Source organism: Ligilactobacillus sp. JN-6 (Y).1, from assembly GCF_058111525.1.
The window spans coordinates 2,329,588-2,342,751 of sequence record NZ_CM176599.1; the positions used below are offsets into that span (position 1 = coordinate 2,329,588).

The following is a 13,164-nucleotide window of genomic DNA, read 5'->3' on the forward strand; positions in this document are numbered from 1 at the left end:
AGTTTTGTTGTCGGACTGTTTAAAAAAGGACAGACTTCACCCTTTCCCTAAGAAAAACATTTTTTATTTTGTGAGTTCACAGCGGATATATTTTTAGATTTTGAATCTTGAACAGTGTCTGCCAAAATAATTTATCGAACACATTGGTCTGAGATAAATGGACCCAGACTTGACGCGCATGGTGCGTGACCTTAGCTGCCACATGGAGTAATTTAAAACGGATCGTCCCGACCTGAGCGTGTTTAAGCTTTGTTGGTAAAACTAAGTTCTTCATGGCTTGCAGTATATTATAAGCGACCCCAGCTACCAGCATCCGGAACTCATTGGCCTCAAAACTAGAACTGTCCGTTTTATCAAAGTGAAAGCCACGTTTAACTTCTTTGATCAAGTCTTCCATGGAACCGCGTTGGTGATAGAGGGCAAAGACTTGTGGACCGCTTAATTCTTCCAAGTTGGTCACGATAAACTCATGGTCAAACAGAAAGTTGCCCGCCGGCCGCGTTGATTTAATAATCACACGATAAGGTCGTGACCAACTTTGAGGACAATAGTCTCGCAGGACATGCCATTGGACTTCAGCTTCGGTGAAGTCCTGGTCACCCACTTGGATCAGGTGCTCAGCCCGACTTTGGAGCTGGTAGTTCGCTTTTAAACGAATCACGAACTTAGCCTGCTTTTTATCACACGCATGGTAGATCCCTGGAGCTGCGAAACCAGAATCTCCCCGCACTAAGACATCCAGGGAAGATCCGTCATAGGCCCGTAAGCTCCGTAATAAAAATTTAGTCGCACCTTGGGAAGTATAGCGATTGCCGGGGCGTAATTGAGCATTCAACAAGCAGCCCGATAAAGCATCAAAGGCTAGTAAAGGATGATAACCGTTGGTCTGGTAGTGACCGTTATAAGCACTCTTTTCTTGGTCACCAAACGTATCGGCATGTGTCGAATCTAGATCAAGGATCAGCTGATGTTGATTTAGCTGCCCAAGAACAAAGTGAGCTACCGAGCCGAGCAATGATTTGACTGAAAAGAGCCCAGACGCTGAAATGTGATTGATAAAGCGTGAAAGTGTCGGCTGGGAAGCGACCGCTTGAGACAAGACCAGCTTAAAATCAACGGCGTGTGACAAGGTATTAGCCGACTGATCTTGGCAGTATCCTGCCAGCAATTGCAACAGCAACTGCTTAAATAAATTGTTCAAGGGAAAGGTACAATATTTACGGTCATCTTTAAAATGCAAGTTATCTTCTAAGAGCTGGTCAAAGTGAATTTGGTGCAGAAATTCAGCAATTAATAAAGTTCCGGCATCGTTCGCTAACTCACCACCGTCATTAGAAATGTTGATCTGGTCATTGAATAAAAGTTTTTCATGATGTAAAGTTGACATAAGGAGCACTCCTGTTCTTTGTGGTTTTCAACGACTTAACAATAGCACAGGATGTGCTCTTTTTGTACACCCAACAGGTGAAAAACGAAAAAGATGCGAACTAGCATGACAACAACAAAAAGTAGTCCTTAAGGGAAAAGTATGAATAATTCAGGCTTAACTTACTTTGATAACCACGAATACTTGTCTTTAATTTCCGTTGAGCCTTCTCATCGCCCAGTTTATTAGCCATTTTCAGCTTCTCCTTTTGGTGACGAATAGACCGCTCATAGTACCGTTGCTTTTGTTGCACATCCATCTTTTGGCGTGCTTCACGTGGATCATACTGCTTTTGAAAGTTATGCGATACACCTTTGATATACGGGTAAAGCATATGCTGGCAATTAATGCCCATCGTCCCTGCAGGTTCACCATAACCGTAGTCATATATGGAGGGATAGGCTCGCATATAACGTGAGTCAGAAGTTGGAACCAAACAAACGACCTTTCCTTGAATATGTGAGCAAGCCTCTCTTGCTGCCGGATGACTGGTCATTGTAGCCAATACGCTATCAAACTCTTTCATCGACTGAATGCGCACATCATTAAACACCCGGGAGGACGTGGACGTTAAAACAGTACGTGTATAGCCCTCTAAGCTCCATTGATGCCCGCCTTTGTCAATTAAAGATGTTTTCATACCTTTGTCCTGCCATTGCATAATATTGTCTGTAAGGGCACGCTGTGGTGTTTTACGTCCTGTCTGTATATCCAAGGTCGTACGATTAACGATATCTTGGAACGTCCTCATTGCCGCATTCTCACCATAATTGGTAGTGAGTAGTGTTTGATTCACATTATTATCAATATCAAGAAAAGCTTGATGTGCATAACTCTTAATAATCTGCCGTTGAGTTTGACTGATCGGCTTGTCTTTCTGTTGCAACATATTAGCTAGCTGACCATTCATTTGCTGCACGATTTGTAAGCCGTTATCTTCGATTAAACTTTTAATTTGTTGCTCGCTCATATTAGCCGTTTTAGCAACCATACGGACGACTTCTTCAGTAAGCCCGCCCATTTTCTGTAACATAGCGAAACGCCACGCTAAGGGGTGCTCTCTGTCCATTAACAACGAACGTGTGTCTTTAGTTGCATCAATTAACAGATAGAATAATTCTTGTTGTAATCTGGTATAATTATCAGCTATCTTGTTGGCCTGATGATTCATCTGGCTCATTGTTATCTTCTTCGTCATCAGTACCACCTCCGCCAAATAATGCACTTTCTTGTAAAGCATCTGGAGTTCGTTCAGTTGATTCTTCGTTAGCTTGCTCCATCCACTCTTTAGCCGTCTTTTCGTCAAGCTGATAGTTGCGGACCAAGAATTGAACGCGTGGCATCATACCATCATCGACGGCTTGCATGTCTTTATTAAATTGTGCCTCCTGGTCTACAAATACACCGTCGTTGAAATCAACAATTGTTTCGGTGCTGTCCACATCACCAGTCCATAAAGGAATACCATTGCTGAATAAGGCACCATTGCTTGCTGTATATAAGATAGCTCGCACTAGTGCTTTAATTTGCTTATCGACCTGAGTTAAGTAAGACGAGCGTGTCTGATAGGTCATAGAGTTATTAGATACAACCTCAGTAGCTGTCTTAACGCCCTCACCATCAGCAGTAAATGTGCCTTGTGATAAGCCTGTTTCATTTTCAAACTCACGCATAAAGAAACTCATTGTTGATTGGTATTGCGCATTACGGATAGGCTGTGTCAAGTCAGTGATCTTCATTTGTGGATCACCATACATCGCCTCATAAATATCTGTACTCTTATCGAATATCGGCGGGTGCATCTCTTGCTGACCATTTCCGCTTGCCATTGGTCCGCCCGGCCTTAACATCTCGGAAGGCACCGCAATACGACGCTTGCCAATTTCTACTTCGTGCACAAATTGATCATGCGTTGTATTAACTGCGTCAACGGTATGCTTAGCATTGTCAATAATGCCCAAGCCTAACGGACTTTCAGGGGAAATATTATTAGCTCCCGGTGTTTTAAAGTATGCAAATAGAGGTGTTTCTAGGCCAGATAGTACACTAATTGGCTGTAAGCCCTTATACTTCGGTAACTTATCTAACGGGATATTAACGCCAATTTGTCCTTTATCTTCGGACTCATACAGCTCATTAGTGATCTGATAGTTGTAGCCACCTTCTTTTGCAGGTATCCATTGGTGAAACTCTAACAACGTGTAATAAAGATTCTTGTTGCCATCTTGTACGGTCGTTTTATCCGCAATCGCTGCTTCATTGATCTCGGTGACATTCGATTGCAATGGATAGAATTGATCGGCTTTAATCCATGATAATTTGATCTTATCATTTTCCACATATGGGCGGATAGCAAAACCACCTAATGCAATACCTTGTTCTAGCTGTTCTTCATATGTTGTATAGAAGTCGTTATCAGCCAGCACTTCATCAATCAATTCATGTGCTTTATTGTCCTTAATAGCAGTGGCATCATCACCGTTAGCAACACTCTCTTTGTTATTAACTGCCACCGAGCACTGTTCATTAAAGATAACTGAAGCTAAGCGTCTAGCAGCCATCTTAGTAATGTTCAGGCTAGATAAACGGCGCTCACATTCATGACCGTAACTATTGCGGTACTTTACTTTTGGAAAGTCGTTGCGATAGTATCGCTTAGCCTCCGAGATACGTATATATTCATCTGGCGAGATCGATATACGGTCATCGTCTGTAATGTTAGTCAGTGATTTAATCACGCCCACCTTAGCGCCTCCTTTCCGAAATAGATTTTTAATGCTGTCAATTAACGACATAGTCCACCTCCTATTTTTAGGGGTTATTCTTTAGTTTTATAAATATAAACGACCCTTTGTTAATTACTCCAAAATAAAAGCTTATTATAACGATATTCTCAAGGGTCCATTTGTTAGTAATAGACCCTACCACTTCAAGCCAAGATCACGTTCAGCATCACGCACAAAGTATTGGAACTGATCCGCACAATGATCGTTTTCTTTTATGACTTTAGGATCATCGCTTTGCAGTGTCTTCTCGTCCCATTGGTATCGCTTGTTTTCTTCGTAGAATATTTTATTAGCTTCTTTTTTGAGCATAAAAAAACGACCATGAGCTAATAAGTCCTGCACACGATCGACCATGTCAACCTTTTTAAGTTTGTTTACTTTGTGCCAATGGATAGCATACTTAGCATAGAACTCATTATCCAAGGCACCTTCAGCAGAGTCCATTGTTAGCCTCATCGTCGTCATACCATACTCTCGCCCATTACGATCGATGAACGCTTTTAGATCTTCAGCTAACTGAGTAGGCGATTTCTTATAAGCTTTACCAGCAGGAGAATAGTAATAATTATCCAGTAGTATCACGTTGCCTTTAGCAGTTAAGCCGTAACAACCGCACGTAGTAGCAGATGTCTCGTGCCCTGTATCGACTGAATAATATAAGCCTAGTAAACGGTCATCACTGGGAAACTCATCTATGACATGAAATAAATCAATATTATAAACGTTAGTCCCTAATCCGACTACTTCACCCAGATACATCCACCGATAATAGTCAGGATCATTTTGTTTAACTGCTTCTATTTCTTCAAGATAGCTCTTGGCTAGGATATTTGGTAGTGTCACATCTTTATATGTTGAATGATCAACGTACCAATCAGGCATGTTTCTTCTGCTTTCGACAAACTCATTGATCCAATCATACGGGTTCTTAGGTGGGTTATAGCTGTAATACGTTTCAACCTTTAAACCGTTTGGGAGCTGTTTACGTGTGAATGAAGCTCGCACTGTGTCGACTTCTTCCCAGCTATTGAATTCGGCCAACTCTTCAAACCATAGCCAACGAACGTAACCTTTTGCAATCATGAACGACTTCAATTTCTGTGGATCATCAACACCACTAAAATAAATTGCCGTCCCTGTTGCCTTATGAATAATCTTATAAGGTGATTTCTTGAACTCAAACTGGTTATTAACATGTAACATGTATATCGCCCATTTAATTTGTTCATAAACGGACATGTTGATCGTGTTAGCAACCTTGCGCATTACTAAGGCATTAGCATATGGGTCTTGCAGAAACTTATAGACAATATCCAAACTAATTGCAGACGACTTAGTAGAGCCACGACCGCCTTCTAACACCTTATTAGAGGCCTTGGAAAACAGCACGTTGTTAAAATGGGGATTGATCATTGCATCAACATCCACATCAATTACCGTTGTCATCCGTGTTCCTCCCATCAGTTCGGTTAAAGTTCATAATAATGTTGTCCTGTACATCACCATCAGCTTCACGTTTAGCTTTCAGCTCAGCTAAATCAGCATCAGCTTTAAGCTTGCGTATCTGCTCGGCCGTCATCGGGTCCATTGCTGGATAACGTTTCATCAGCTCTTTACCAGCACTTAGCCTAGTTTTTAGATCAGCCGGAGTTTCTACCACTTCCACGCCTTTAGGAGTGGCGACAGCACTTTTTTCACTTTCTTCACCACGCAAGATACGAGAATACAATTGAAGTACCTCTTCAGCTTTAGCTATCTTAGCATCTTCAAGTTTCTTCATTTTTTTCTCAATGGCGCTTTTTATGTCAGGTTTGGTCAAGTTTTCACTGCCTACTGACCGAGCAGTTTTTTTAGAATAACCTGCTTTGATTGCGGCTTGAGTGGCATTGCCAAGTTCAATATAGTAATCAACAAACCTGTTTTGCTTTTCCGTTAGTTTCATGGCATTTGCCACCACCACCTTTCACTTATGTATCCCTATAACACGATCCTAACAACCAGCCACGCCATCAGCAGTCCGCCATAAAACATTGCCGTGAACAGTGCTATAAGTGCCAATGACAACCCTATGCATTTGAATAAGCTTTTCATAGCAACCTCTCCTACTTTCTGTTACAATGACGTCAAAGGACAATAATATGTACATTGCTAACGATCAACGTTTAACTCCTAAGTCCTTTTGCCATTGACTTAACTGGTCAATGGTTTTTTATGTGCACTAAAAAAGACAGCCCCAGCGGACTGCCTGAAATATTATGTATGTCCCCGGTCAGGGACTAGCCTCTAACCCAGCTAACGGATATAACAGTAGGTGGAATCGAACCACCTGTGACATTCAGTTATAAGTTAAGGAGTCATATCAATGTCTATCATCAGTTATGTGCTCACGCCTACCAGGCACTGTTACGGTTAGATCGTGCTAACCACACTAACGAATTTTCATAGGAGGAAAATTTCGTGTTCTTACAAAAGGACTTAACTAAAGCTTTTTGTATATTACAAATATACAACACTATTCAGAGGTATTTGTGCAGTTAGCGTGCAGTTTGATTTAATTTATCTTGAACAGTTTTGATAAAAGCGTTTCGTCTATCATAGACTGATCGCTTAGATAAACTAACCTTGCCCGCTATGCCTTCAGCATTATATATTTGCGTTTCCCGAAAATAAAACTCATAGATAATGTCATACGTGGCTTTGTCTAATAAACTACGCACCTGTTTGTCCACACACTGCTTTAAAGCGCCCTCTACGGCATTCTTTTGCCAGTCAAGGCAATTTAACACTGGGTCGTCTATCAATCTGTAAACAGTGTCCTCAGTCGATTCATCGCGGACATTCTGTGCCTTACCACCGTTAATATTTTCGTCTGGGTAAGCATCGTACGGATATTTAATTTCTAACTCCCGTTTACGATAATCTCGCTCATAATCAGGATAACTTTTAATTGCCTCGATCGCATCATTTTTACTTGCCAATATATTTCCTCCCTAAAATATTCTAACTCTGCGTTGTACCTTTGTTTGATACAACATTGGTCCAACTCTGCGGTAAACTATCTTTCCTTTTAGAAATCTAAACATCTTCATCATGCACATCTCCCCAAGTTAATACTTGATATTCTACTGTTCCTCTATTTATCTTGTTATGAATCGTTTGAGTTGTAACGCCTAAATAAAGCGCTAATTCACGCATACTGTCGAACTTGATAGTTCTTCCATCTTTAACTAAATAACGTGCTCTACCACGTCTCTTAAGTATCTGTCGTGCTTTCTGCATATCATACTTTTTAAACAACGTCTGCATACTCTGATGACTAATTTTATGTTTTGGTGTCGATAGCTTGCTTGCAACTTCATCCTGACTTGAGCTCGTCTCGATTGCCTTAATGAATTGTTCACGTGTCACATCTATCTTTTGAGGCCGTCTCGTTGTAGTCATATCGTTGTTTTGCAACACCGTATAAATCATTGACGTTGTCTGATAACCCATTACTTTAGCTATCTCTATCGCTGGAACACCTTTATTGTACTGTTCAATAATAAAAGAATCTCGTTCTTTCTTAGACACATTTTTCAAATTAAGGTTGGACTGTCCTCTATAAGGCTGTCCGCCTCGTTCTCTGATAATTACATCCTTGTCCTTGAATATCACACGTACCTTTTTAGCTTGTGGGCAATTATCAAGTTCTTTCTGACTAATATCCCCCCAATTTCCAACACCGTACGTGTCGTCCCAATAATGTGTTAGATCAAAGATTGATTGTCTAACCTGCTCTCTTGTCACCATCATATTTCTCTCCTTTACTTTTTTCTTATTCGGATAAATGCCTTGCCTTGAGGCTCGAACTCAAGCATGTACCGTTGCAAGGCTTAGCTAGTTCGGATACAAGAATTAAATATAATTGAGGTCTATTCACATCCTTGTTAGATTTCCGCCCTAGCTATGACTTACAGACTTCTGACGGTCTGCAAGTCTAATTTTGATTAACGTGACCTCTGATTTGCGCTACAAATTGTGAGTATCTAGCACTTTCAGATTGGCGTGTAAACTCTTATCATCTTCTTTCTTTCAGCCAACCTTATCGTTGTCTCGATTGTCGGTTCGAGTTGATTATGCAAAAATACTTGTTGGCTGTTGCTGGCTTAGCCGTTATCATAAGTTAAGCTGCGGTCGGAGCTTGAGAAATAATAGGATTAGGATTTTGCGTGTAAATTTAATTTGCTCCGACAATGACCGAGAGAGTTTTGAGGCTCAAACGGTCTATAATGCTTATCTTTCTCTTTACCTTCGCTTGCTCATTCCTTTACCTCGACTTTCTCGTACATATTATCGTCAAGCCCATATTCCTTGAGTTCTGACGCGGTGAATTTAAATTCGGTATTTGTTGAGAGTTCTCTTAAACTATTTAATGTGCCCACTATCACAAGATTATCTTCTTTGACAGTACTATACTTTTCATAATAATCTCTTCCCTTACTAACCGGCACCTTCACGTTAAATTTTGGCTCTTTAACAACCTCGATAAGTGACGGGTCAGCCCAGGCACGAGCAAAGTCCAGTTCGGATAATTCATGCTTTCGATAAATCTTTCTCGCCAAATCACTTTCGCCAAAATCTGTAATGCGTACTGTGCTCAATGCCTCAGAAGCATGGTCAACCTCTTTCTTGAGTTCATCAAACTCTTTCTTCTCCGCAACACTCATGCGGACTTTCGGATAAAGCAGGGACTTGGGAAAGCTTAAACTCTGTATATACCCAGCTCCAGAAATGCTGTATCCTCCATAATTTTTGTTATAATCAAAAGCCTCCCTTGCAATCGGAAATCCTTTATCATTTTTAATTTTTTCTAAATCTTCCCCTTTGATCGTTACATAATCTTCATTTTCCATTTTTTCGTCCTCCATTAGTTGTGAAACTTCGATAAGCGGTTCTGGGTCATCGTGATACCCGTAGATACCACAAATAACGTCACCATATAGAATTGTCACCGGAAAATTCAAAACATCTAGATCATCTTCAATTTCTAGCTTGTTTTTCAGCCATTCCCACTGTTCTTGACTACGTACTCGATAATATTTAGTCATGCGGTTCAGCCTCCTTAATTTTTATATCTTTCATAACGTTCTTTAGAACAACAATCGGGTTCCCACTGTTGTAATTAACAGGTTGTATCTCATAGCCGTTGGGGAACTCATTCAATATCTTGCCCACAATTGGAGGGTTTATTTCAGCAAATGGGCTAAAACTAATCAATTTCATTCTTTTACCTCCAGTCTCCGTAACTGGTAGGAAGCCTCAACGACATACCCACCTAAGTCTTCGGAAGTACTACGTGCATCGGCAGAATGTATATATCTCTTAGCTTTGTTTAAATCTTTGGTAAAAGTGCGCCTTGCACAAATAGTCTTTGGCTCAATCCGTGCATCAAGATATAATTCGTCGTTTAACTTAATAACATAAAACTTTTCGTTTTCAGTCATTCTTCTACCCCCTCAAACTTGTTGCCGACCACGACGGCGTGCGGACACGATAATATTCAGCCATTGTTCGTCCTCCTTAAAATAGTTCATCATGCCAGCGCTCAATAATTGCTTGATAGATAGCTTGGTCCTTCTCTTTTTCAGTCAGCCTATTTCTGGCTTTTATGGTTTCAAAATCTGCACATGCGTCCATATCATAATATATGTCAATTACAGACATTGCCTCTAATTGGCTGGTAAGCGCTAACCAGTCATACAGTTTCTTTTGATCTTTATTCATTGGAATTCCTCCAGTTCGATTTCGATACGTGGGTTGTCCGAATAAAACTTGTGTGCTGTTAAATCTACAATCTGTGCATCATCAAGCCACAGAATGCCATTCAGAGCGTCCAACGTACTTTTGATGTAATTATCGGTATCCGGCTTAACTGTTGGTCTAACGTGTCCTGTCGTCCGTCTGAGGTGTTCTTTCTTACTGACGGACTTCTGCACTGCACGATAAAACCAAATCTCAACACTCAATGCCTCTTGGATAGGCACAACATGTTTTGCTAGAGCCAACCAATGCAATTGCTTCTTGAAGTCTGCCGTTTTCTTTGGGTCATACATTCGCAGACTTCTTCCCATCCGTACCGCTCGTGGTCTTGCTTGTGCGACTGGCTCGATTTCAAAAACTAGTCTCATATCATCGACCATTTCCGTTGTACCTGGTCATCCACAAAAGCATGACTGTTCCAACCTCGTCGTCTGGGCTTGGGGTCAACTGCGGTAGTTTTATAGACTGGCCCTAGATCGTACGGCTCGACACTTGATCTAATTAATGTGTGTGATTTCGGGTTCCAGTGGATAATTCTTTGATTTGGTCTGATTTTTCTTGGCATGGGTTAGCCTCCTTGTCTATAATCTGCTACGTCATCGAACTTAATCAATGCGCTGTGTGCTTGAATCCTTGAAACCGTTCGCTCGTCGTATTTTTCCGTTAGTTCTTCAAAGCTTTCGTTAGTTGTAACAATCAAGGGCATGTCTTCCCTAATCTGCATTAAGTTGTCAATCTGTTCGAAGTTGAAGTCTGTATCACGTTCAGCGCCTAGATCATCAACCACAGCGATATCTGCGGTCTGTAATGCTGAAACAGTTCGATCGGTTGCCTTTTTTATCTGATCGTCATTGAAACCGTCCTTAATCTGTTTCATCAACAATGGCCATGAGCAGAAAAGTATTTCGATATTGCGATAGGCGTCCGCTGATTCATTCGTGCCTTTTTGACGCTTACGATACTTAACTCGATATTTAGTTTGCTTGAAAATTTCTTGAATCGCTGCAAAAGCTAAGTGTGTTTTGCCAGAACCTGTATGCCCCTGCAAAATCATATGAGTGCTTTCGCCCTCGCTAAGGTGCATAGCACCCTTATAGACATACCTCGCAACTTTCAGGCGATCATCATTATCTTTTGCAAAATTATCAAAGGTACAATTCGTTATATCTTTGGCAAAAATTGACGTTGAAGTGAGATAACCAATTGCTCCATGTTTTAGACTGTTCTCGGTAGCTATCTGAGCAGTTCGCTGTTCTAATTCATCTTTAGTGACTGGCTTAGTTCCACCGTCCAAAGTCGAATATCCACATACAGGACAAAAAGCAGCTTTCTTAACACCCTTATGCACAGTTTTACGATCGTAATTGTCATAAGTTATCTTGTCGCCTTTAGGTCGAAACATGGTTGTTTTTTCTCCATGTTCTAAGCATTCCGGGCAAAACTCTTTTTCTTCGTTAGAGTATCTTTTGACGTAATCCAGAACGATCTCATTAATTCCCTGCATAATTTTCTCCTACCATGGCATGTCGTCCTCACTAATGCCTAGCTCAGCCATTTCTTTTTCTTCATCAGCCTTGAACATTGGTTTAATGTTGGGTCGATCCATGAGAGTGTCAAGATTGACAGGCACTTCACCATACTTAGTGAGGTACTCTTGCTTGAGTTTCTCTTTGCGTTGATGTTCTTTTTCCCACGTTTCTTTAATACTATGATGTTTCTCCTTATTAGAACGCTTATAGCCGCTGTTTCTAGCTTTGTTTTTTTCTATCCAAGCTTTTTCAATCTTCTCTGCCTTTTCAACCGTATTGACATTACCAGTTTCATACCCATCAAGGATTTGTCTTAGATAATTAAAATTAGGTTTTGTAGCATGTTGATCCATATAATTGATAGCATGTGAGACGATTTCATCACTCAATCGCTGCTCATAGTCCATCAGAACCAGCATGTTATTGTTGCTCAATGTTGCTCCAGTCATCTGGTATTCAGTGAAGATGTCAGGAGCCCTTTTACTACTACTACTAATTCTCTTTGTATTATTAATACTTGTATTATTACCTTCAGCATTTTCTAAATACCCCCCTTTAATATTCTTAATAGGGGTATTTAATTTATTAACTACCCTAAGGGTTCGCTTTTTAATTTGTTTTCCTTCTCTGTCGTACTTAACAGACAAGTAGCCTTTGTCAACTAAGCCATTGATAATTTGTGAACACCTTCCAGCAGTTAAGCCAAAGAATTCAGAAAAATATTTGTTTGATGCAAAGCAGCCTTGATCGTTGTCTAAGCTATTTATTTCGGTTAGAAAAACAACTTCAACGATTTTTAGTTCTTCATCTAGCCAATACTTAGCTGGTATCCAAACACCTTGAAATTTTCTGTCTTGTTTTGTAACTTTTCTAACTGCCATGCTGTTCCTCCTCTCGATAATCTCCCTTAACACCTATCTTCTTGAGCGTTTCAACATCTAATTTGATTCCGTTCAGCGGCATATGGTACTTGTTGCTAAATTGCTTATTGCCTATCTGGTGGCGTTCTGAATGATGAACCCGACACAATGCAATTACGTGTCTTTTGCTATGGTCCACATGATTACGATTCAAGCCACTGCCTATTTCATCAAGATGATCGATATCGGCATGCTTGCCACAAATCACACACTTTCGATGTTTGCAACATTGATATAAAAAGTAATTCTCGTCTCGTGGCAGCAGTTCATATCCTTGCTTGAAGGGAACGGACCACTCGAGCATAAAATCAATCACGATATCTAGCAGTCTATTAGCGTCTGAAACGCTGTTCTTAGTGTCATCGGCTAGGCTTATTTCTGCCCCATCGTTTTCAATCGCGTAGGTGGTGTAAAAGAAATCCTTTAAGAATTCCTTCATTGGTGCTCCAGACCAAGTTTGAATGTCATTCAATAAAGCAAAGAATAATTTTCTTTGTGTTGGCCGTGCTTTGCGTGGATCAACTATTTCAATACGTGCAAAAATATGCTTGAAGTTCTCTCCATACATTGTTTTGATGTGTTCAATGTTTAGTGATTCTTCAATAATCACTGTTAATTTGTTATTTACAAATTGGCTTACTATTGCTGGTATCCACATGTTAATCACCCAACAATTCTGCTAATTCCATTACTTGGTCCATTTT

General features: G+C 40.5%; 16 protein-coding genes. All 16 read right to left on the bottom strand.

Features of this window, described 5'->3' with window-relative positions:
• Positions 1-76 precede the first annotated feature (76 nt).
• The 16 genes from AC3XNE_RS10915 to AC3XNE_RS10990 all read right to left on the bottom strand — a co-directional run bounded on the left by AC3XNE_RS10915 (position 77) and on the right by AC3XNE_RS10990 (position 13,118).
• A complete protein-coding gene (locus AC3XNE_RS10915) occupies positions 77-1,387 on the bottom strand; it encodes an IS1380 family transposase (RefSeq protein WP_079578404.1) in 1,311 nt (436 codons plus the stop codon).
• A gap of 100 nt (positions 1,388-1,487) precedes the next feature.
• Positions 1,488-2,624, bottom strand: a complete 1,137-nt coding sequence (locus AC3XNE_RS10920; RefSeq protein WP_489832099.1) for a phage minor capsid protein — start codon at positions 2,622-2,624, stop codon at positions 1,488-1,490.
• Positions 2,569-4,170: a phage portal protein gene (locus tag AC3XNE_RS10925; RefSeq protein ID WP_489832100.1), complete on the bottom strand. Its 1,602-nt coding sequence runs from the start codon at positions 4,168-4,170 to the stop codon at positions 2,569-2,571. The genes AC3XNE_RS10920 and AC3XNE_RS10925 overlap by 56 nt, the downstream gene beginning before the upstream one ends.
• Before the next feature lie 177 nt (positions 4,171-4,347).
• Positions 4,348-5,658 (bottom strand): PBSX family phage terminase large subunit, encoded by a 1,311-nt coding sequence (locus tag AC3XNE_RS10930; protein WP_489832101.1) that lies wholly within the window; start codon positions 5,656-5,658, stop codon positions 4,348-4,350.
• Entirely contained in the window at positions 5,642-6,154 is a 513-nt protein-coding gene (locus AC3XNE_RS10935; RefSeq protein WP_489832102.1) for a terminase small subunit, read from the bottom strand. Before AC3XNE_RS10935 ends, AC3XNE_RS10930 begins: the two co-directional genes overlap by 17 nt.
• A 592-nt stretch (positions 6,155-6,746) precedes the next feature.
• Positions 6,747-7,190 carry a hypothetical protein gene (locus AC3XNE_RS10940; protein ID WP_489832103.1) on the bottom strand — a complete coding sequence of 148 codons (444 nt, stop codon included), beginning with the start codon at positions 7,188-7,190 and terminating at the stop codon, positions 6,747-6,749.
• Positions 7,191-7,287: 97 nt separating this feature from the next.
• Entirely contained in the window at positions 7,288-7,998 is a 711-nt protein-coding gene (locus AC3XNE_RS10945) for a hypothetical protein (RefSeq protein WP_489832104.1), read from the bottom strand.
• A gap of 512 nt (positions 7,999-8,510) precedes the next feature.
• A complete protein-coding gene (locus AC3XNE_RS10950; protein WP_489832105.1) occupies positions 8,511-9,299 on the bottom strand; it encodes a DUF1642 domain-containing protein in 789 nt (262 codons plus the stop codon).
• A complete protein-coding gene (locus AC3XNE_RS10955; RefSeq protein ID WP_206463946.1) occupies positions 9,292-9,474 on the bottom strand; it encodes a hypothetical protein in 183 nt (60 codons plus the stop codon). Before AC3XNE_RS10955 ends, AC3XNE_RS10950 begins: the two co-directional genes overlap by 8 nt.
• Positions 9,471-9,695 (bottom strand): hypothetical protein, encoded by a 225-nt coding sequence (locus tag AC3XNE_RS10960; RefSeq protein ID WP_489832106.1) that lies wholly within the window; start codon positions 9,693-9,695, stop codon positions 9,471-9,473. Before AC3XNE_RS10960 ends, AC3XNE_RS10955 begins: the two co-directional genes overlap by 4 nt.
• A 76-nt stretch (positions 9,696-9,771) precedes the next feature.
• Positions 9,772-9,975, bottom strand: coding sequence for a hypothetical protein (locus AC3XNE_RS10965; RefSeq protein WP_489832107.1), 204 nt, complete (start codon positions 9,973-9,975; stop codon positions 9,772-9,774).
• Positions 9,972-10,391, bottom strand: coding sequence for a RusA family crossover junction endodeoxyribonuclease (locus tag AC3XNE_RS10970; RefSeq protein WP_489832108.1), 420 nt, complete (start codon positions 10,389-10,391; stop codon positions 9,972-9,974). The genes AC3XNE_RS10965 and AC3XNE_RS10970 overlap by 4 nt, the downstream gene beginning before the upstream one ends.
• Positions 10,376-10,576, bottom strand: a complete 201-nt coding sequence (locus tag AC3XNE_RS10975) for a hypothetical protein (protein ID WP_489832109.1) — start codon at positions 10,574-10,576, stop codon at positions 10,376-10,378. The genes AC3XNE_RS10970 and AC3XNE_RS10975 overlap by 16 nt, the downstream gene beginning before the upstream one ends.
• Before the next feature lie 3 nt (positions 10,577-10,579).
• Positions 10,580-11,515, bottom strand: a complete 936-nt coding sequence (locus AC3XNE_RS10980; RefSeq protein WP_489832110.1) for a P-loop NTPase family protein — start codon at positions 11,513-11,515, stop codon at positions 10,580-10,582.
• 9 nt (positions 11,516-11,524) lie between these two features.
• A complete protein-coding gene (locus tag AC3XNE_RS10985) occupies positions 11,525-12,421 on the bottom strand; it encodes a DnaD domain protein (protein ID WP_489832111.1) in 897 nt (298 codons plus the stop codon).
• Positions 12,411-13,118, bottom strand: coding sequence for a putative HNHc nuclease (locus AC3XNE_RS10990; RefSeq protein WP_489833414.1), 708 nt, complete (start codon positions 13,116-13,118; stop codon positions 12,411-12,413). Before AC3XNE_RS10990 ends, AC3XNE_RS10985 begins: the two co-directional genes overlap by 11 nt.
• Between the last annotated feature and the right edge of the window lie 46 nt (positions 13,119-13,164).